Source organism: Cupriavidus sp. GW822-FHT03E04, from assembly GCF_058801495.1.
The window spans coordinates 1-19,320 of record NZ_JBXANI010000055.1 but is presented as its reverse complement, the minus strand read 5'-3'; the positions used below and the strand labels follow the sequence as shown (position 1 = coordinate 19,320).

At 66.3% G+C, this 19,320-nt stretch carries 15 protein-coding genes; 8 read left to right on the top strand and 7 right to left on the bottom strand.

Annotated elements, in window-relative coordinates; translation table 11 throughout:
- Positions 1 to 594: 594 nt before the first annotated feature.
- The 7 genes from AC1RQC_RS39845 to AC1RQC_RS39815 all read right to left on the bottom strand — a co-directional run bounded on the left by AC1RQC_RS39845 (position 595) and on the right by AC1RQC_RS39815 (position 10,210).
- On the bottom strand, positions 595 to 1,620 hold the full coding sequence (locus tag AC1RQC_RS39845) for a Tim44 domain-containing protein (protein WP_492813540.1): 1,026 nt from the start codon (positions 1,618 to 1,620) through the stop codon (positions 595 to 597).
- Positions 1,621 to 1,672: 52 nt separating this feature from the next.
- The gene (ubiE, locus tag AC1RQC_RS39840) at positions 1,673 to 2,404 is read right to left on the bottom strand and encodes a bifunctional demethylmenaquinone methyltransferase/2-methoxy-6-polyprenyl-1,4-benzoquinol methylase UbiE (RefSeq protein WP_492376396.1); all 732 of its coding nucleotides are present in this window, start codon (positions 2,402 to 2,404) and stop codon (positions 1,673 to 1,675) included.
- Positions 2,405 to 2,448: 44 nt separating this feature from the next.
- Positions 2,449 to 2,862 (bottom strand): gamma-butyrobetaine hydroxylase family protein, encoded by a 414-nt coding sequence (locus AC1RQC_RS39835; protein ID WP_492813538.1) that lies wholly within the window; start codon positions 2,860 to 2,862, stop codon positions 2,449 to 2,451.
- A gap of 52 nt (positions 2,863 to 2,914) precedes the next feature.
- Positions 2,915 to 4,792 carry an ABC transporter ATP-binding protein/permease gene (locus tag AC1RQC_RS39830; RefSeq protein WP_492813536.1) on the bottom strand — a complete coding sequence of 626 codons (1,878 nt, stop codon included), beginning with the start codon at positions 4,790 to 4,792 and terminating at the stop codon, positions 2,915 to 2,917.
- Positions 4,793 to 4,951: 159 nt separating this feature from the next.
- Complete coding sequence (locus AC1RQC_RS39825) at positions 4,952 to 5,386, bottom strand: HIT family protein (protein ID WP_183032725.1); 435 nt, start codon at positions 5,384 to 5,386, stop codon at positions 4,952 to 4,954.
- A 112-nt stretch (positions 5,387 to 5,498) separates the two neighbouring features.
- Complete coding sequence (locus tag AC1RQC_RS39820; protein ID WP_492376393.1) at positions 5,499 to 9,473, bottom strand: DUF3683 domain-containing protein; 3,975 nt, start codon at positions 9,471 to 9,473, stop codon at positions 5,499 to 5,501.
- A 158-nt stretch (positions 9,474 to 9,631) separates the two neighbouring features.
- Positions 9,632 to 10,210 carry a YqaA family protein gene (locus AC1RQC_RS39815; RefSeq protein WP_492376392.1) on the bottom strand — a complete coding sequence of 193 codons (579 nt, stop codon included), beginning with the start codon at positions 10,208 to 10,210 and terminating at the stop codon, positions 9,632 to 9,634.
- A gap of 378 nt (positions 10,211 to 10,588) precedes the next feature.
- On the opposite strand from AC1RQC_RS39815, the gene AC1RQC_RS39810 reads away from it, so the two are divergent.
- The 8 genes from AC1RQC_RS39810 (at position 10,589) to AC1RQC_RS39775 (ending at position 18,804) form a co-directional block, all read left to right on the top strand.
- Positions 10,589 to 11,071 carry a (2Fe-2S)-binding protein gene (locus AC1RQC_RS39810; protein ID WP_492886793.1) on the top strand — a complete coding sequence of 161 codons (483 nt, stop codon included), beginning with the start codon at positions 10,589 to 10,591 and terminating at the stop codon, positions 11,069 to 11,071.
- Between the two features lie 10 nt (positions 11,072 to 11,081).
- Positions 11,082 to 13,472 carry a xanthine dehydrogenase family protein molybdopterin-binding subunit gene (locus tag AC1RQC_RS39805; RefSeq protein ID WP_492376390.1) on the top strand — a complete coding sequence of 797 codons (2,391 nt, stop codon included), beginning with the start codon at positions 11,082 to 11,084 and terminating at the stop codon, positions 13,470 to 13,472.
- 15 nt (positions 13,473 to 13,487) lie between these two features.
- The gene (locus AC1RQC_RS39800) at positions 13,488 to 14,288 is read left to right on the top strand and encodes an FAD binding domain-containing protein (RefSeq protein WP_492376389.1); all 801 of its coding nucleotides are present in this window, start codon (positions 13,488 to 13,490) and stop codon (positions 14,286 to 14,288) included.
- A 127-nt stretch (positions 14,289 to 14,415) separates the two neighbouring features.
- Positions 14,416 to 15,312: an AAA family ATPase gene (locus AC1RQC_RS39795; RefSeq protein ID WP_150987835.1), complete on the top strand. Its 897-nt coding sequence runs from the start codon at positions 14,416 to 14,418 to the stop codon at positions 15,310 to 15,312.
- Between the two features lie 3 nt (positions 15,313 to 15,315).
- Positions 15,316 to 16,611, top strand: coding sequence for a vWA domain-containing protein (locus tag AC1RQC_RS39790; protein ID WP_492376388.1), 1,296 nt, complete (start codon positions 15,316 to 15,318; stop codon positions 16,609 to 16,611).
- Complete coding sequence (locus tag AC1RQC_RS39785) at positions 16,602 to 17,183, top strand: SRPBCC family protein (protein ID WP_183032719.1); 582 nt, start codon at positions 16,602 to 16,604, stop codon at positions 17,181 to 17,183. Before AC1RQC_RS39790 ends, AC1RQC_RS39785 begins: the two co-directional genes overlap by 10 nt.
- The gene (locus AC1RQC_RS39780) at positions 17,156 to 18,184 is read left to right on the top strand and encodes an XdhC family protein (RefSeq protein ID WP_492376387.1); all 1,029 of its coding nucleotides are present in this window, start codon (positions 17,156 to 17,158) and stop codon (positions 18,182 to 18,184) included. Before AC1RQC_RS39785 ends, AC1RQC_RS39780 begins: the two co-directional genes overlap by 28 nt.
- Positions 18,181 to 18,804: a nucleotidyltransferase family protein gene (locus AC1RQC_RS39775; RefSeq protein WP_492387184.1), complete on the top strand. Its 624-nt coding sequence runs from the start codon at positions 18,181 to 18,183 to the stop codon at positions 18,802 to 18,804. The genes AC1RQC_RS39780 and AC1RQC_RS39775 overlap by 4 nt, the downstream gene beginning before the upstream one ends.
- Positions 18,805 to 19,320 lie beyond the last annotated feature (516 nt).

Here is a 19,320-nt window from a genome sequence, read left to right as displayed (position 1 = left end):
CGGCCTTGGTACACCTTGACGGCTCGCTTCGCATCGCGCTGGGGTGTGGCCCGCCCTGCGGGCGGGCCACACGGCTACCAATCGTTACTTTGGCGGATCGGCCTGCCCTCTCTCCCGCCCCCCGCAAGCGGGAGAGCGACACAAACCAATAGTCGACTCAAACCTTGCAGGTTGTAGCCGTGTTTTCCGCCCGTGGGGCGGCAAACACCGTCCCGCGATGCGAAGCGAGCCGTCAAGGTTTTCCTAGCCCGTATGGGGCGCCTCGTCGGCAGGCAAAAAGAGCGGAAAAGAGGGGGCCATGTTTGAGTATCGCCTTAAGGCGATGCGAGTTTGGCCCCCGGCCGCTCTTTTTGTCTGACGGCGAGGAGGCTTTCGCCCCATCCGGGTCGCCTTCTTTGCCTACTTTCTTGGCGAGACAAGAAAGTTGGTCGCCCCCCGCAGGGGGGTGAAACTGCCGTTGACTTTGACTTTAACTTCCAAGTCAAACAACAGAATCCCCCCACCCAACAAACAAAAAAAGCCCACGTTTTCACGTGGGCCTCCATTCTATGCCACCTGCCGGCCTTGGACCTGCCGGCGAGGCACTCCCTGCACTCAGGAAGTTTGTTGGATCCCTGCCAGCAGCCAGCCGCCGGGGCCGCTTACCGGCTTCGCCAGGTTCCAGACTTCAGCGAAAGGCTGTGCCGGATCGCCGGCCTTTTCGCGGATCATGCCGGAGAAGCGCACGCTGGCCAGATGCTGGGCCGGGCTGTCTTCGATGCCGAGCAGTTCGGCTTCCAGCGTGACCACGTCGGTCTTGTTGACCTCGGCGCCGCGTTCGGACAGGTCCATCTTGATCTCGGCGAACATTTCCGGCGTGGTGAACTCGCGGATGTCTTCAAGATTGCCGGCGTCCCAGGCTGCCTGCAGGCGGACGTAGTAGATCTTGGCATTGCGCAGGAAGGCTTGGGTGTCGAAGTCGGCCGGCACGCCCCAGGGCTGGGCCGCGCCTGCGGCTGCACCAACGGCGGCGCCAGCCATCACCGGTGCGGCGGACTGCATCGAGGCGACGGAACCGGGCGCAGGCATCACCGGGTTGGGTGCGCCGACCGGCACTTGCTGGCGCAGGACCGGTTCGTTGCTGCCACCAAATCCGTTACCCGAGCCGCTGCCGGCACCGGCTGCCGCACCTGCATAGGCCGGTTGCTGCGGCGCCTTGGCGCCGCCGCGGAACTTGCGGATCAGCCAGATTGCGGCGAATGCCACCAGGGCGATCAGGATCAGGTTGGACAGGAAGCCCATGGCGGCGCCGCCCAGGCCGAAGTGCGACAGCAGCCAGCCAATGCCCAGGCCGGCGGCGATGCCGCCGAGCATGCCACCCCAGTTACGCTTGGGCGCCGCAGCAGCAGCTGCGCCGGCGCCGGCCGCTGCGGGCGCGGCTTGCTGGGCCGGCGCCTGCTGCGCGGGCGTCTGGTTCGGCGATTGCTGTGCCGGTGCTTGCTGGCGTTGCGTCACGCCGGACGATTGCTTGCCGATGCTGCGCGACCCGCCGAGGCGTTTGGCATTGGCGTCGAGCGCCATGCCGAGGGCAAGCGTGCCAATCAGCACACCCGCCATGAATTTTGCGCGAAATAGCGACATATCAGTGCTTCCCCTGTTAAGTTCGCTCATTTTTCTTTGAGCCTATATCAGTCTAGTACTTTCGCCCGACGTGGAGTGCCACCACTCCCGCCGTCAGGTTGAAGTATTCGACATTCTCCAGGCCCGCATGTTCCATAAGACGTACAAGTGAAGCCTGGTCTGGATGCATTCTGATCGATTCGGCCAGATAGCGATAGCTATCGGAATCCTGTACCACGCGCTGCCCCAGCCACGGCAGGAACTTCAGCGAATACATGTCGTAGGCCTTTTCCAGCGGCTTCCACACCTTGGAGAACTCCAGCACCATGACTTTGCCGCCCGGCTTGATCACCCGGCGCATCTCGGACAATGCCACCTCCTTGTGCGTCATGTTGCGCAGCCCGAAGGACACGGTGACGAGGTCGAAGTGGTTGTCCGGGAACGGAATCCGCTCGGCATCACAGAGACAGGTGGGGACGACGATGCCTTTATTCAACAAGCGGTCCCGTCCAACCCGGAGCATCGACTCATTGATATCGGTCAGCCAGACCTCGCCGGTGGGCCCGGCCTGGCGTGCGAAGGCCTTGGCCAGGTCGCCGGTGCCGCCGGCGATGTCGAGCACCTTGAAGCCAGGCCGCACGCCGGCCTGCGCGATGGTGAACATCTTCCACAGCCGGTGCATGCCGCCGGACATCAGGTCGTTCATGACGTCGTACTTGTTGGCCACCGAATGGAAGACTTCGGCTACCTTGCCGGCCTTCTCTTCTTCCTTGACCTTCTCGAACCCGAAGTGGGTCTCGCTCATAACTCGCTCCAGAACTCAGTAATGGCCCGCGGGGGCACGCAATCTCAATGGCTGCCGCAGGCATGGCCGCCGGGGGCCACCATGGGGGCGTCGCGATCGACGCCGGCCGCTTCCAGCCGCTCCAGGTAGGACTGCCAGATGGCGTCCTGCTGGGCGCCCAGGCGGTAAAGCAGTTCCCAGGAATAGATGCCGGTATCGTGGCCGTCGGAAAAACGGATCAGGATGGCGTAGTTGCCGACCGGCTCCACCGCGGCGATGGTGACGTCGCGCTTGCCGGTCTGCAGCACTTCCTGGCCCGGACCGTGGCCCTGCACTTCGGCCGAGGGTGAGTTCACCCTCAGGTATTCGAACGGCAGCCGGAAGCTGGAACCGTTGTCAAAACCCACCTCCAGCACGCGCGACTGGGTGTGCACGGTAAGGGCGGTGGGATGGGGAGTATCTTTTTCAAGGCCTGCCATGATGGGTGGCGCGCGGCTGTGGGCGAGCCGCAGGTTGCGGCCACACCGGCCTTTACGCTTCGTGTACGACCCGATAGCTTACCGCAGCCGCCTCGCCTTGCCCATTGTGCTCCGCCTCCCAGTGCGCTCCGTCGGCCGCGACATAGCGCAGGCGCTTGCCATGGAAGGCGGCAACCGTGCTGCGGTGGGCGATGCTGATGATCGCCGCGCCGGGCAGGGAGTCCACCATCAGGCGGTACATCGCGCTTTCCGTTTCCTCGTCGAGCGCGCTGGTGGCCTCGTCCAGGAACAGGTAATCGGGCTTTTGCAGCAGGGCGCGCGCAAAGGCCAGGCGTTGCTGCTCGCCCGGCGACAGCCGCAGCGACCAGTTATCGAACACGTCGAGCTGCTCGGCCAGGGCGCCGAGCCGGGCTTCGCGCAGCACCTTCTGCAAGGCTTCACGGCTATGCACGGTGCCGGCGTCGGGATAAGCCAGCGCATCAGCCAGCGAGCCGATCGGCAGGTAGCTGCGTTGTGGCAGGAACAGCATGCGAGCCGCGCCGGGCATGGCCACCGTGCCGCTGCCGTAGGGCCAGATCCCGGCCAGTGCGCGGAACAGCACGCTCTTGCCGCAACCCGAGGGGCCGCTGACCAGCCAGCGATCGCCGGGTGCGATCCGCAGCGAGAACGGCGCCACCAGCGGCCGCTGCTGGATCTCGCCGCCGTTGCCGGTGCGCACCGGCAGCGCCAGCGCGAGGGTGTCGATGCGGATGCCGCCGGAATCGGTACCGGTGCCAGCCTGGACCACCTCGATGTCGCGCACGCCGGTGTGCTCCTGGTCCTGGCGCTCCGCCACCCGGATGGCATCGCGGAAGTCGATCAGCCGGTTGGCTGCAGCCTTCCAGCCGACCAGCGTGGAATAGTTGTCAACGAACCACGACAGCGCACCTTGCACCTGGCCGAAGGCCTGGCTCACCTGCATCAGCCCGCCCAGCGTCATCTTGCCGGCGAAGTAGCGCGGCGCGGCCACGAGCAGCGGAAAGATGATGGCGAACTGGCCGTAGCCGGAACTGACAAAGGTCAGGCGACGCGTATAGCGCATCAACTGTTTCCAGTTGGCGCGAATGCGGTCAAAACGCGAGCGCAGGCCCGCCTGCTCGGTAGGCTCGCCCCGGTAAAGCGCCACCGGCTCGCTGTTCTCGCGCAAGCGCACCAGCATGAAACGGAAATCCGCCTCGTACTGCTCTTGCTGGAAACTCAAGCCGATCAGCGGCCGGCCCACCACGTGGGCAATCAGCGAACCGATCACGGCATAGCCCACCGCGAACCACACCATATAGCCCGGAATCGTGATCTCGGTGCCGCCCAGCATGAAGCTGATCGGCCCCGAAACGGCCCACAGGATGCCGACGAAAGACACCAGCGTCACCACCGAATTGAGCAGCCCGAGCGAGAGAGACAGCGCGCCATCGGTAAACGAGCGCAGATCGTCCGCAAGCCGCTGGTCGGGGTTGTCCGTGGCGTGCGTCTGTTCTATGCGGTAGTAAGCCTGGTGGCTGAGCCAGTGGTCCATGAAGCGGTCGGTCATCCAGGTACGCCAGCGCATCTGCAGCATCATGGTGTAGTACTGCCGGGATATGGCCGCCACGATAAAGAAGCCGGCGATCCAGGAGAAACGGATCAGCAGCGCCTTGAAGGAGGTGTAGTCATGCTGCTCCAGCGCGTTGTAGAACACGCGATTCCATTCGTTGAGCAGCACGTTGATATAAACGATGCCGAGATTGAGCGCGACCACGAAGGCCAGCAGCCCGAGGCCGGCCTTGCGGTCCTCGGATTTCCAGTAAGGCTTGATCAGGTCCCACGTCTCGGCCACCCGCAGGCGGCTCTGGATCTTGAGGGCACGGGCCGGCACGGCCGGGCCTGGAACAGTAACGGAAGTCGGTGTGGACATGGCACCTTTCGCGCAAGCGGGCCATGGCAGATCCACCGGCCCCGCTCTTGTGGGAATGAAGACAACGGGTGTTAGAAGACGGCGCTGCCCGGCTGGTTCCGGAAATTCAAAAAAACCGACAGCAATGCCAGCACGGCACGGGCACGGCTACGCTAGGCGTCAGCCTGCTTCGTCCAGTTTCGCCAGGGCCGCACGCAACGCCGGCAGGCGCTGCGCAAGGCCGGCCAGGCGCTCAGCATCAGGCTCGCGCTGCACAGCCGCCCAGACGGCTTCGGGAAAATGGGTGTCCCAGCGGTAGCGTGGAATGATATGCCAGTGCAGGTGCGGCACCATATTGCCGAAAGCGGCCAGGTTGACCTTGTCGGGCACCATGGTCTCGCGCACCGCGCGCTCCACCCGCGCCACCAGCCGCATCAGCCAGGCCTGGTCGTCCTCGGGCAGGTCGGTCTGCTCGGCCACGTGGCCATTCCACACCACCCTGCAGAAGCCGGGAAAGCGCTCATGCTCGACCAGGATGACCCGGGCGCGCTCACCACGCCAGACCAGTTCGCCGCCGTCGGTCTCGCACAGCGGGCAGTTGGGGACGAGGTTCATGCGGGCGCTCCCGGGACTCCGAGGGCGTCAGTCAAATACCCAGGGTTGGCTCCCCTCTCTCCCGCAAGCGGGAGAAGGGAGAAAACCAGTGGCACCGCCCCCGCCTCCCCCATCACACCAGCACCCGCTCGATGCCGCCCGAGTTGGCCTTGGCCACGTAGTCCGGCATCCAGTTCTCGCCCAGCAGGTGCTTGGCCATCTCCACCACGATGTAGTCCGCCGTGACCGTGGCGTCTTCCTTGTAGCGCGACAAACCCTGCAGGCAGGACGGGCAGCTGGTCAGGATCTTGACGTCGCCCACAAAGCCGTCGGTGCGCAGCTTGTCCGCGCCCTTGGTCATTTCCTCTTCCTTACGGAAGCGGATCTGGGTGGAAACGTCGGGGCGCGACACCGCGAGCGTGCCGGACTCGCCGCAGCAACGCTCGTTCTTCTCGATCTTGCCGCCGCCTTCATTGCCGCCCATCAGCTCGTTGACGAGCTTGGTCGGGTCCATGGTCTTGATCGGGGTGTGGCAAGGGTCGTGGTACATATAGCGCGTACCGGTCACGCCCTCCAGCTTGACGCCCTTCTCCAGCAGGTATTCGTGGATGTCGATGATGCGGCAGCCCGGGAAGATCTTGTCGAATTCATACCCGGCAAGCTGGTCGTAGCAGGTCCCGCAGCTCACCACCACGGTCTTGATATCGAGGTAGTTGAGCGTGTTGGCGACCCGGTGGAACAACACCCGGTTGTCGGTAACCATCTTCTCGGCCTTGTCGAACTGGCCGTTGCCGCGTTGCGGATAGCCGCAGCACAGGTAGCCCGGCGGCAGCACGGTCTGCACGCCCACATGCCACAGCATGGCTTGCGTGGCGAGGCCCACCTGCGAGAACAGCCGCTCCGAGCCGCAGCCCGGGAAGTAGAACACCGCCTCGGTCTCGGGCGAAGTCCGCTTCGGGTCGCGGATGATCGGCACGATCTCGTTGTCTTCGATGTCTAGCAGCGCGCGCGCGGTCTTCTTGGGCAGGTTGCCCGGCATCTTCTTGTTGATGAAGTGGATCACCTGCTCTTGCACCGGCGCGCGGCCCACCGTGGCGGGCGGATGCGCGGTCTGCTTCCTGGCGAACTTCTTGAGTACGTCGTTGCCCAGGCGCTGCGCCTTGTAGCCCCAGTCGATCATGACCTTGCGGGTCATGTTGATGGTCTGCGGGTTGGTGGCGTTGAGGAAGAACATCGACGCGGCAGTGCCGGGATTGAACTTCTTCTGCCCCATCTTGCGCAGCAGGTTGCGCATGTTCATCGACACGTCGCCGAAGTCGATCTTGACCGGGCACGGCGTCACGCACTTGTGGCAGACCGTGCAATGGTCGGCCACGTCGGAGAACTCGTCCCAGTGCTTGATCGAGATGCCGCGGCGGGTCTGCTCCTCGTACAGGAAGGCCTCCACCAGCAGCGAGGTCGCCAGGATCTTGTTGCGCGGGCTGTACAGCAGGTTGGCGCGCGGCACGTGGGTGGCGCACACCGGCTTGCACTTGCCGCAGCGCAGGCAGTCCTTGACGCTGTCGGCAATGGCACCGATATCGCTCTGCTGCATGATGATGGACTCATGCCCCATCAGCCCGAACGACGGCGTATAGGCATTGCGCAGGTCAGCGCCGGGCAACAGCTTGCCCTTGTTGAAGCGGCCCTGCGGATCCACGCGCTGCTTGTACTCGCGGAATTCGCCGATCTCGTCCTCGGTCAGGAACTCCAGCTTGGTGATGCCGATGCCGTGCTCGCCGGAAATCACGCCGTCCAGCGAGCGCGCCAGCGCCATGATGCGGGCCACCGCGCGGTGGGCGTCCTGCAGCATGTCGTAGTCGTCGGAGTTGACCGGAATATTGGTGTGCACGTTGCCGTCGCCGGCGTGCATGTGCAGCGCCACGAAGACGCGGCCGCGCAGCACCTGCTTGTGGATCTTCTGCGCTTCGTCGAGGATGGGCTTGAACTCGCCGCCGTTGAAGATATTGCGCAGCTCGGCGCGCACTTCGCTCTTCCAGGACACGCGGATGGTGCGGTCCTGCAGCAGGTGGAACACGGTGGCATCCGGCTGCTGCTCGAGGCGCGCCTCGAAAGCCTGGCCGAGCAGGCCCAGGCCGTGGCCGATCAGCGACGCGCGCGCGGTGGCCAGCGGCGTATCCAGGTGGTCCTGCAGGTAGGTCCAGCGCGAGCGGATCTCGCGCAGCAGCTGCAGCGCGTGCTGCACGCGGTCTTCCAGCAGCTCGGCGCTGGGGATCTCGTTAGCGTCGTCGCTGCGGCCCAGCGGCAGGTTGCCGCGCGCGAAGAAGGCTTCCAGCGCATCGGTCAGCTGGAGCTTGTTCTTGATCGACAGCTCGATATTGATGCGCTCGATGCCGTCGGTATACTCGCCCATGCGCGGCAGCGGGATCACCACGTCTTCATTGATCTTGAAGGCGTTGGTGTGCTTGGCGATGGCGGCGGTGCGCGAGCGGTCCAGCCAGAACTTCTTGCGGGCTTCCGGGCTGACCGCGACGAAGCCTTCGCCGCTCTTGCCGTTGGCCATGCGGATGACTTCCGAGGTGGCGCGGGCGACCGCGTCCTGGTCGTCGCCGACGATGTCGCCGATCAGCACCATCTTCGGGAAGGCGTTGCGCTTGCTCTTGGTGGCGTATCCCACCGCACGCAGGTAGCGCTCGTCCAGGTGCTCCAGGCCGGCCAGGATGGCGCCGCCAGGGGTGCGCGATTCGGCGTCGAGGTAATCCTTGATTTCCACGATGCTCGGAATGGCGTCGCGCGCCTGGCCGAAAAACTCCAGGCAGACGGTGCGCACATGCGCCGGCATGCGGTGCAGGATCCAGCGCGCGCTGGTGATGATGCCGTCGCAGCCTTCCTTCTGGATGCCGGGCAGACCCGCCAGGAACTTGTCGGTGACGTCCTTGCCCAGGCCTTCCTTGCGGAACTTGCGCCCTTCGATGGCCAGGGTTTCCGTGCGCAGCGGCTTTTCGCCGGGCGCGCGGTTGCCGTCCGACCACTTGAGCTCGAAGGTGGCGACCGCCACGTCATGGATCTTGCCCAGGTTGTGGTCCAGGCGCGTGACTTCCAGCCAGTTGCCTTCCGGATCCACCATGCGCCACCAGGCCAGGTTATCCAGCGCGGTGCCCCACAGCACGGCCTTCTTGCCGCCGGCGTTCATGGCCACGTTGCCACCGATGCAGGAGGCATCGATCGAGGTCGGGTCGACCGCGAACACCAGCCCGGCCTTGTCCGCCGCATCCGCCACGCGGCGCGTCACCACGCCAGCGCCGGAGAAAATGGTGCCGACCTTGTGCGACACGCCCGGCAGGTCGGTCTGCTCGACCGGCCCGAGTTGTTCCAGCTTCTCGGTGTTGATGACCGCGCTCATCGGCGTCAGCGGCACGGCGCCGCCGGTATAGCCGGTGCCGCCTCCGCGCGGGATGATGGTCAGGCCCAGCTCGAAGCAGCCCTTGACCATGCCGGCGATCTCTTCCTCGGTGTCCGGGGTGAGGACCACGAAGGGATATTCCACGCGCCAGTCGGTCGCGTCGGTCACATGCGAGACGCGGGACAGGCCGTCGAACTTGATGTTGTCCTTCTGCGTGATGCGGCCCAGCACGCGCTGGGTGCGCTTGCGCAGGTCATAGGCGTTGGCGAACTCCTGCTTGAAGTCCTCGATGGCCTGCTTGGCAAAGCTGACCAGCTGCTCGACCCGGTGGGAGCGGTCCTCGGCGGCCGGCTCGGCGTGCTCGGCACGGTCGGCGGCACGGCGTTTTTCCACCTCGGAGAGCCGGTGGTGCAGTGCCGTAACCAGCATCTGGCGGCGCTTGGGGTTCTCCAGCAGGTCATCCTGCAGGTAGGGATTGCGGCGCACCACCCAGATATCGCCCAGCACTTCGTACAGCATGCGGGCGGAGCGGCCGGTGCGGCGTTCGCCGCGCAGCTCGGCCAGGATACGCCAGGCTTCTTCGCCTAGCAGCCGGATGACAATCTCGCGATCCGAGAATGACGTGTAGTTATAAGGGATCTCTCGCAGGCGCGCAGGCGCATCCTGCGCGGCGAGTTTGGCATCGAGCACGAGTGGGGCGTTCATGGGGAGGGGACCGCTTCCTGTAGCGCACGGGGACGGTGCGCCGGATCGTCTTTAAAGGGCAATTGTACTTCAAGGCCTGCTTTCGCCGCACCGCAACATGGCAGAACCTTGCTTGGGCAAGGGTTGCCTTACCCTTGCCGTGCCGTGAGAGGCGCTAGCTAGAACAGGCTTTTGAGGCTGGCTGCGATGCCGTGCCAGAAACTATCCGGGATCCAGAGCAGGGCAATCGTCATGGCAAGGTAGCGCAGAAACTTGCCAATCGCCATGTAAACCAGGCTCGGCCAGAATGACAACCGGAGCCAGCCGGCTAAAGTGCACAAAGGATCACCAATTCCGGGGAGCCACGATACCAGCAGGGTCGGCGGCCCCAGCCGGCGCATCCACCGGAAGTAGCGCGCATCCAGCGACGGCTTGCGCGGCTGGCGGGGATGGCGGCGGTGTTCGGCGTGCTCCTCCTCGTGCACGCGCTGCTGGCGCCGCTTGCGCAAGCGCACCACGGCCAGCTTGGCCGCGTAGCCAAGCCACCAGTCGATGGCGCCGCCCGCGGTATTGCCGAGCGTGGCGACGACGATGGCCGGCCAGAACAGATGCGGATTGAGCTTGATATACGCGAAGACCGCCGGCTCCGAGCCCAGGGGCAGCAAGGTGGCCGACACCAGGCTGACCACGAAGATAGCCGGCAAGCCCACCTTGGGCAGGGCAACGGTTTCGAACAGCCAGTCGATAAAGCCTTCCATATTGAGAGATCTGGTGCCGGAGCGAGGTGAATGCGGTGTGGCGGCCGGACGGCGGGCCATTCTAGCAGCGCCATCCTGCACGCCCGCGCCCGACGCCGTCCGCACCCTCTGGCAGCGCCAGGTGGCGAAGGGGCAACCCGCATGGCATGCGCCGGAGATTTGTGATTAACTGTTAGAGCATGTCGTGGCCAAACGTTCGTGGCACGGCATTGCCAGGCCATTGTCAGGCATTGACGGGCAGCACCGCAGCACCGCAGTACCAACATCACGAAATAGCCGTACCCAACAAACGGCAGTAACGCGTCGTGGCCAGTCCCGCGCAGTTTTTTCGGGATTCAGGGATTGGTCGTGCACGTGTCCACCCACATGGAGACAAGCATGGCGATTCCTATCCGCCTGACCGTCAACGGCCGCGCCGTCGACGCGCAGGTAGAACCCCACACCCTTCTCGTCCAGTTCCTGCGCGAACAACTCCGCCTGACCGGCACCCATGTCGGCTGCGACACCGCCCAGTGCGGCGCCTGCACCGTGCACATGGACGGCCGCGCGGTCAAGTCGTGCAACATGCTGGCGCTGCAGGCGGATGGCGCCAGCATTACCACCATCGAAGGGCTCGCCCCGGAGGGCCAGCTCCACCCCATGCAGGAAGCCTTCCGCAACTGCCACGGCCTGCAGTGCGGCTTCTGCACGCCCGGCATGGTGATGAGCGCCATCGCCCTGGTCACGCAGCAGCCCAATGCCGACGCCGCCGCCATCCGCGAGCAGCTCGACGGCAACCTGTGCCGCTGTACCGGCTACCACAACATCGTGCGCGCGGTGCAAGACGGCCAGTCCGCGATGCATGGCGTCAGCGCTGAATAAGGGGACCGCCATGAACGCACCTGACAACCAGCACAACCAACACCTGATCGGCGCCTCGGTCAAGCGCAAGGAAGACTACCGCTTTCTCACCGGCAACGGCCAATACACCGACGACATCGTGCTGCCGCAGCAAAGCTACGGCTACTTCCTGCGCTCGCCGCACGCGCACGCCCGCATCGTCTCCATCGACAAGACCGAAGCACTCGCCTCGCCCGGCGTGGTCGCCATCTTCACCGGCGACGACGTGGCGGCCGACAAGGTCGGCGGCCTGCCCTGCGGCTGGCTGATCCACAGCATCGACGGCAGCCCGATGAAGGAGCCGCCGCACCCCGTGCTGGCGCAGGGCAAGGCCCGCCACGTGGGCGACCAGGTCGCGCTGGTCATCGCCGAAACGCTGCAGCAAGCCAAGGACGCCGCCGAGAAGATCGACGTGCAATACGATGAGCTGCCCGCCGTGGTGAACACCGCCCACGCTGCCTCGGCCACCTCGCTGGTGCATGACGACGTGCCCGAGAACACCAGCTATGTCTGGGGCCACGGCGACCGCGCCGCCACCGACGCCGCCTTTGCCAAGGCCGCCCACGTGACCACGCTGGAGATCATCAACAACCGGCTGATCCCCAATGCCATCGAGCCGCGCGCCGTCAATGCCAGCTACACCCGGCAGGACGACAGCTACACGGTCTATGTATCGAACCAGAACCCCCACGTGGAGCGCCTGCTGATGGGCGCCTTCGTGCTTGGCCTGCCGGAGTCGCGCCTGCGCATCATCGCGCCGGATGTGGGCGGCGGCTTCGGCTCCAAGATCTTCCTGTACGCGGAAGACGTAGCGTTGACCTGGGCGTCGAAGAAGATCAAGCGCCCGATCAAGTGGACCGCCGAACGCTCGGAGTCCTTCCTGACCGATGCGCACGGCCGCGACCACGTCACCAAGGCCGAGCTGGCGATGGACGCCGACGGCAAGTTCCTGGCCATGCGGGTGCACACCACCGCCAATATGGGCGCCTACCTGTCGACCTTCGCGTCCAGCGTGCCGACCATCCTGTACGCCACGCTGCTCGCCGGGCAGTACACCACGCCGGCGATCTATGCCGAAGTGCGCGCTGTGTTCACCAACACCGCGCCGGTGGATGCTTACCGCGGCGCGGGCCGCCCGGAAGCCACCTATGTGGTGGAACGGCTGGTGGAAGCCGCGGCGCGCGAAATGAAGATGGACCCGGCGGAAATCCGCCGCAAGAACTTCATCCACGACTTCCCCTACGCCACCCCGGTCGGCCTGACTTACGACACCGGCGACTACGAACCGTGCCTGGCACGCGCGCAGGAACTCGCTGACGTCAAAGGCTTTCCCGCGCGTCGTGAAGAAGCGAAGCAGCGCGGCAAGCTGCGCGGCCTGGGCTACTCCTGCTACATCGAGGCATGCGGGCTGGCGCCGTCGAATATCGCCGGCGCGCTGGGCGCGCGCGCGGGACTGTTCGAAGTCGGCGAGATCCGTGTCCACCCGACCGGCACCGTGACCGTCTTCACCGGCTCGCACAGCCATGGCCAGGGGCATGAAACCACCTTCGCGCAGATCGTGGCGGACCGGCTCGGCATTGCACTGGATGCCGTGGAAGTGGTGCACGGCGACACCGGCCGCGTGCCGTTCGGCATGGGCACCTATGGCTCGCGCTCGCTGTCGGTAGGCGGCTCGGCCATCATGAAGGCGCTCGACAAGATCGAAGCCAAGGCCAAGAAGATCGCGGCCCACTTGCTGGAGGCCTCGGACGCCGACATCGAGTTCAAGAACGGCACGTTCAGCGTGGCCGGCACAGACCGCAGCAAGACCTTCGGCGAGGTGGCGCTCACCGCCTACGTGCCGCACAACTACCCGCTCGACAAGCTGGAGCCGGGCCTGAACGAAAACGCCTTCTACGACCCGACCAACTTCACCTATCCGTCGGGCGCCTACATCTGCGAGGTGGAAGTCGATCCGGACACCGGCGAGAGCAAGGTGATCAAGTTCACCGCGGTGGACGATTTCGGCAACATCATCAACCCGATGATCGTCGAAGGCCAGGTACACGGCGGCATCGGCCAGGGCCTCGGCCAAGCCATGCTGGAGCAGTGCGTGTACGACGACGACAGTGGGCAGTTGCTGACCGGCTCCTACATGGACTACGCCATGGCGCGCGCCAGCGACCTGCCGGACTTCACGGTTGAGACCGCCAAGGGCACGCCCTGCACGCACAACCCGCTTGGGGTGAAGGGCTGCGGCGAAGCCGGCGCGATCGGCTCGCCGCCGGCCTTCATCAATGCGCTGGTGGATGCGCTCTCGCCGCTTGGCGTGCACGACATCCAGATGCCCGCCACGCCGCATCGCGTGTGGCAGGCCATCCGCCACGCGCAGGCCCCTAACTGAGATCGGAGGCACATCATGTACGCATTCAATTTCGAACGCGCCGCCGATACCAAGGCGGCCGTGGACAAACTCAAGGCGGACCCCGACGCCAAGTACCTCGGCGGCGGCCAGAGCCTGCTGGCCGCGATGAAGCTACGCCTGGCCGCGCCATCCGCGCTGATCGACGTAGCCCGCATTCCCGGCATGGCGGATATCCGTGTCGAGAACGATGAGCTAGTGATCGGCGCGGCGGCACGCCATGCCGACGTGGCGGCCAACGCCGACGTGCGCAAGCGCATTCCCGCGCTGGCCGCGCTGGCCGACGGCATCGGCGATCGCCAGGTACGCGCGATGGGCACGCTGGGCGGCTCGCTCGCCAACGACGATCCGGCCGCCTGCTACCCAGCGGCCGTGCTCGCGCTCAACGCCACGGTGGTCACCGACCGCCGCAATATCGCCGCAGATAGCTTCTTCAAGAGCCTCTACGAAACCGCGCTGGAACCCGATGAGCTGATCACCGCCGTGCGCTTCCCCACGCCGGACAAGGCCGCCTACATCAAGTTTCGCAACCCGGCATCGCGCTTCGCGCTGGTGGGCGTGATGGTGGCGCAGTTCGGCAAGGTCGTGCGGGTCGCGGTCACCGGCGCGGCCGACAGCGTGTTCCGCAGCGCACCGCTGGAGCAGGCGCTGGCAGCCAGCTTCACGCCGGCGGCAGCACGCGCGGTGGTGGTGGATGCAAGCAAGCTGAACACCGACTTGCATGCTTCCGCCGAGTACCGTGCGCACCTGATCCCGGTGCTGGCGGCGCGCGCGGTGGAGCAGGCGTTGAAGGGATAAGGGAGAAAGCCGGAGCGAAAGCGCCGGCACTCGCCAAGCCGGGCGTGTTCACTTCGAGCGCACGCCCGCCCTCTCCCCCAGCCCCTCTCCCACGTGGTGGGAGAGGGGAGCCAACCGGCTAGCACCCATGCTTCCCCAGTCCATCGATCAAACCGCTGCCCTGCTGGAGGCACAGCAGTACTTCGCCGATCGCGAAACCGCCACCGTGCTGTACCTGGCACTGCGCATGCAGCGCCCGCTGTTCCTCGAAGGCGAGCCAGGCGTGGGCAAGACCGCGCTGGCGCGGGCCATGGCCGACGCGCTCGGCACGCGCTTGCTGCGCCTGCAATGCTACGAGGGGCTCGACGCCTCCAGCGCGCTGTACGAATGGGATTACCCGCGCCAGATCATGGCGCTGCGCCTGGCGGAAGCGCGCGGCGAGCGGCCCGACACGCAATCGCTGTATCACGACGATTTCCTGCTCAAGCGCCCCTTGCTGGAATCCCTGCTGCCCGACCCGGCCGCGCCCGGCATCCCGCGCGTGCTGCTGATCGACGAGATCGACCGCGCCGACGAGCCCTTCGAAGCCTTCCTGCTGGAGGTGCTGTCCGAGTTCCAGGTGTCGATCCCCGAAATCGGCGTGATCCGGGCCGAGCAGCCGCCGCTCATCATCGTCACCTCCAACCGGACCCGCGAGGTGCATGACGCACTCAAGCGCCGCTGCCTGTACCAATGGATGGGCTATCCCCAGCGCGAGCGCGAACTGCAGATCGTGGCCGCGCGCGCCCCCGAGGCCGCCGCCGCGCTGCAGCACCAGGCCATCGACTTCATCCACCGGCTGCGCGGCATCGACCTGTTCAAGTCGCCCGGCATCGCCGAGGCCATCGACTGGTGCCGCGCGCTGGCCGCGCTGGGCGTCTGTGAGCTCGATCCGCAATCGGTGCGTGACACGCTGGGCGTGCTGCTCAAGTACCAGGACGACCTGGCCCGGGTCGATGGCCCCACCGTGGCCGAACTGCTCGCCAGCCGGGCGCCGGGAGCCTGAGCCATGCCCCGGCTCCATCCGGACGCTCCGCTGGCCACCGTGCCACCCGCCGGCACGCTGCCCATGCTGGCGCGCAACGTCACGCATTTCGTGCGGCTGCTGCGCGATGCCGGCTTTGCGCTGTCGCCCGCACAGGCTGTGGATACGCTGCTAGCGCTGCAATACGTGGACATCGGCAGGCGCGATGAGGTGCGCGCAGCCATGGCGGCCCTGATGGTGAGCGGGCCCGATCAGCGCCTGTTGTTCGACGCCGCCTTCGACCTGTTCTGGCGCGACCCGGACTGGGAGGGCAAGCTGCGCGCCCTGCTGCTGCCGCGCGTGGATGCCGGCGCACCGCCGCCGCCGCGCAACAACCGGCTGGCCGACGCGCTCGCCGCCCAGCGCCCGCCCGAGTCCGGCCGACGTGGCGAGGACCATGTCGAACGCTTTACCGCGCCGCTCACCTTCTCCGCGCAGGAGCGCCTGGCGCAGCGCGACTTTGAAACCCTGGGCGCGGAAGAATGGCGCGCGCTGCAGCACATGATCCGCGCGCGCCACGCGCGCCTGGCCACCGAGCGCACGCGCCGCCTGCGCGCCGCCGCCAGCGGGCCGTACGCCGACCTGCGCGCCAGCGCGCGGCTGGCGGTACGCCAGCAAGGCGAATGGCTGCGCTGGAAATACCGCCGCCGCGCCGAGCGCCGCCCGCCGCTGGTGCTGCTGCTCGACATCTCCGGCTCGATGAGCCAGTACTCGCGCGCGGTGCTGTACTTCTGCCATGCGCTGATGCAATCGCGCGAGCGGCTGTCTGTGTTCCTGTTCGGCACCCGGCTGACCAACATCACCCGCTGGCTGCGCGAGCGCGACCCGGACGAAGCGGTTGGCGCCATCACGGGCCAGGTGCGAGACTGGGCCGGCGGCACCCGCATCGGTGCCGCGCTGGCCACCTTCAACCGCCAGTGGGCGCGCCGCACGCTGTCCGGACGCGCCACGGTGCTGCTGGTCACCGACGGGCTCGACCATGAAGACATCGACCTGCTAGACGCCGAAATGGCACGCTTGCGCCGCTTCGCCCATCGCATCGTCTGGCTCAACCCGCTGCTGCGCTATGCCGGCTTCGTGCCGCAGGCACGTGGCGTGCAAGCCATCCTGCCGCATGTGGACGCCCTGCGCTCGGCGCACAACCTGGACAGCCTGTTCGCGCTCGAATCCATGCTGGCCGCGCGCGACACCCTGGCCATGCCCGCGTTTCCCGCGGCGCCGAGGCCCGCAGACATTAAAAACATGAAGGACACCAAGGAGACGCCCCAACCATGGAAATGACACAGACGCGGCAACTGCCGGTAGCGCAGCAAACCGCCTGGGAAGCCCTGAACGACACGGCGCTGCTCAAGCAATGCATCCCAGGATGTGAGAGCATCGAGCCTGACGGCGACAACGCCTACCTGGTGGCGCTGACCGCCGCGGTGGGCCCGGTCAAGGCGCGCTTCAAGGGGCGCATGGCCCTGCAGGACATCCAGGCGCCCGACAGCTACACCATCCAGTTCGACGGACAAGGCGGGGTCGCCGGTTTCGGCAAAGGCACCGCGGCCGTCACGCTGGCCCCCGAAGGCGACGCGACGGTGCTGACCTACACGGTCAACGCCCAGGTTGGCGGCAAGATCGCGCAGATCGGCTCGCGCCTGGTCGACGCTGCCGCGCGCAAGATGGCCGATACCTTCTTCGACCGCTTCACGGCGGCGGTGAGCGGGTCCGGCGCGCAGGGTGACGAGCCAGGCACGGATGACAATGTCGCCAAGGACGGAGCGGCGGCCGGTGAAGGCAGCGCGCCCGATGAACAAAACGGTGAAACGAAGCGGAAACGATCATGGACAGCGTGGATCTCGAAGTCCTGAAAAGCAGTGTGAAGTGGCAGGCCGAAGGCCATCGCACGCTATTGGTGACGGTAGTCAGAACCTGGGGCTCCTCGCCCCGGCCGGAAGGCGCCATGCTGGCCGTGCGCGACGACGGCCTGGTGGTCGGCTCGGTCTCGGGCGGCTGCATCGAAGATGACATCATCGACCGGGTACGGCGCGAAGGCATTGCCGGCGCGCACCCCGAAGCCGTCAAGTACGGCATCAGCGCCGAGGAAGCGCACCGCTTCGGCCTGCCCTGCGGCGGCACCATCGAACTGGTGACCGAGCCGCTCGGCGCCGATAGCCACCTGGACGAACTGCTGGCCGCCGTGGAAGGCGGCAAGCTGGTAGCCCGCACGCTCGACATGGCAACTGGCCGCGCCACCCTGGGCCCGGCCGAGGCCACCGACGGCCTTGCCTTCGACGGCGCCACCCTGCTCACCATTCACGGGCCGCGCTACCGCATGCTGGTGATTGGCGCGGGACAGCTGTCGAAGTACCTGAGCCAGATCGCTGTTGGCCTGGGCTTCCAGGTCACCGTGTGCGATCCGCGCGAGGAATACACCGAGACCTGGGACATCCCCGGCGTCACCATGGTGCGCACCATGCCGGACGACACCGTGACCGACATGAAGCTCGACGAGCGCTGCGCGGTGATCGCCGTCACGCACGACCCCAAGCTCGACGACCTGGCCCTGATGGAAGCCTTGCGCACGCGCGCCTTCTATGTCGGCGCCCTCGGCTCGCGCCGCAACAACCAGGCGCGCCGCGAGCGGCTCAAGGAGTTCGACCTCAACGACCTGCAGCTCGCGCGGCTGCACGGCCCGGTCGGCATCTACATCGGCAGCCGCACGCCCCCCGAGATCGCCATCTCGATCCTGGCCGAAGTCGTCGCCGCCAAGAACCACGTCTCGCTGCCCGACATCCTCCAGGTAGAAGGCGCCAAGGCCGCGCGCGAACTGGCCGCCAACGAAGGCAGCACCTGCAGCCCCACCCCGTGACCAGCCCGCTGACGGGCCCCATCAACGGCGCCATCCACACTGCCGAGCCCCCCACCGGCATCTTGCTGGCAGCCGGCTACGGCCGCCGCTTCGACCCCGCCGGCCAGCGCAACAAACTCCTGGCCACGCTGCCCGACGGCCACACCGTAGCCGCCCGCAGCGCCCGCACGCTGGTCTCCGTGCTGCCCGGCACGCTAGCCGTGATCCGCCCGGGCAATGCCGCGCTGGCAGCCGAATTGCAAGCTGCCGGCTGCCGGGTACTGGAGACGGCAGCAGCCGAGGCCGGCATGGGCGCCGCGCTGGCTGCGGCGGTGGCCGCCACGCCCGGCGCCAGCGGCTGGGTAGTGGCGCTGGCCGACATGCCGTGGCTGCCGGCCGAGCTGGTGCGCGCGGTGGCGTTGACGATCACGACACGTGACGCGATTGCCGCACCGTGGCGCGACGGACGGCGTGGGCATCCGGTTGGATTCGGGTCCGCGTGGCGGGATGCCCTGCTGAAGCTTGATGGGGATGAAGGCGCGCGGGCGTTGTTGAAGACGCAGCCGGTGATGAGGATTCTGACTGAGGATGAGGGGGCGTTTCGGGATGTGGATACTTTGGGGGATTTAGGGGGGGTATAGGGGGTGGTGTTGGGGTGTTTTCTGGCGGTGTTGGTTTTTGGACCCAAGGGCCGTACGACATCGCCCTTGCTTGGTTGGTTGCTGTTTCTTTGAGCGGCGATGGTTTTTGGACCCAAGGGCCATACGACATCCCCCTGCGGGGGCTGCCGGTCACTCTTCTTTGCGTCGGCAAAGAAGACTAACGAGAAGAAAGCCGACCCTGCCGGGGGCAGAGCAATCAGGCTTATGTGGGGCTGTGGTTTCGTCGTACGGCCCGGAGTGTAGGCTGGCCTTTGCCATGCCGGCTTGGAGGTCATCGCTACTGCATGACCCAATGGTCACGTGGTGGTGCCCCTGATCGCTTTGCTCGGTGAGCGTTCGAGCATCTGCCGTTCGCGGTGCGTAGCACCACTATCCTGCCTGCCTCGGTGGTTTCGTGGTTTTGTCTCTGGCGGCGGGCGCCCGGCCATTTGATGCCCTGCCGTACCGGCGCGAGCGGCGCCTTGCTTCACCCCCCTCTGGTTTCGTGGTGGGCAC

Coding starts and splice junctions, on each gene's coding strand:
- AC1RQC_RS39780 (WP_492376387.1), top strand. CDS start 17,156: ATGGACAGCGTGGATCTCGAAGTCCTGAAAAGCAGTGTGAAGTGGCAG.
- AC1RQC_RS39800 (WP_492376389.1), top strand. CDS start 13,488: ATGTACGCATTCAATTTCGAACGCGCCGCCGATACCAAGGCGGCCGTG.
- AC1RQC_RS39835 (WP_492813538.1), bottom strand. CDS start 2,862: ATGGCAGGCCTTGAAAAAGATACTCCCCATCCCACCGCCCTTACCGTG.
- AC1RQC_RS39820 (WP_492376393.1), bottom strand. CDS start 9,473: ATGAACGCCCCACTCGTGCTCGATGCCAAACTCGCCGCGCAGGATGCG.
- AC1RQC_RS39795 (WP_150987835.1), top strand. CDS start 14,416: ATGCTTCCCCAGTCCATCGATCAAACCGCTGCCCTGCTGGAGGCACAG.
- AC1RQC_RS39805 (WP_492376390.1), top strand. CDS start 11,082: ATGAACGCACCTGACAACCAGCACAACCAACACCTGATCGGCGCCTCG.
- AC1RQC_RS39815 (WP_492376392.1), bottom strand. CDS start 10,210: ATGGAAGGCTTTATCGACTGGCTGTTCGAAACCGTTGCCCTGCCCAAG.
- AC1RQC_RS39790 (WP_492376388.1), top strand. CDS start 15,316: ATGCCCCGGCTCCATCCGGACGCTCCGCTGGCCACCGTGCCACCCGCC.
- AC1RQC_RS39785 (WP_183032719.1), top strand. CDS start 16,602: ATGGAAATGACACAGACGCGGCAACTGCCGGTAGCGCAGCAAACCGCC.
- AC1RQC_RS39825 (WP_183032725.1), bottom strand. CDS start 5,386: ATGAACCTCGTCCCCAACTGCCCGCTGTGCGAGACCGACGGCGGCGAA.
- ubiE (WP_492376396.1), bottom strand. CDS start 2,404: ATGAGCGAGACCCACTTCGGGTTCGAGAAGGTCAAGGAAGAAGAGAAG.
- AC1RQC_RS39810 (WP_492886793.1), top strand. CDS start 10,589: ATGGCGATTCCTATCCGCCTGACCGTCAACGGCCGCGCCGTCGACGCG.
- AC1RQC_RS39830 (WP_492813536.1), bottom strand. CDS start 4,792: ATGTCCACACCGACTTCCGTTACTGTTCCAGGCCCGGCCGTGCCGGCC.
- AC1RQC_RS39845 (WP_492813540.1), bottom strand. CDS start 1,620: ATGTCGCTATTTCGCGCAAAATTCATGGCGGGTGTGCTGATTGGCACG.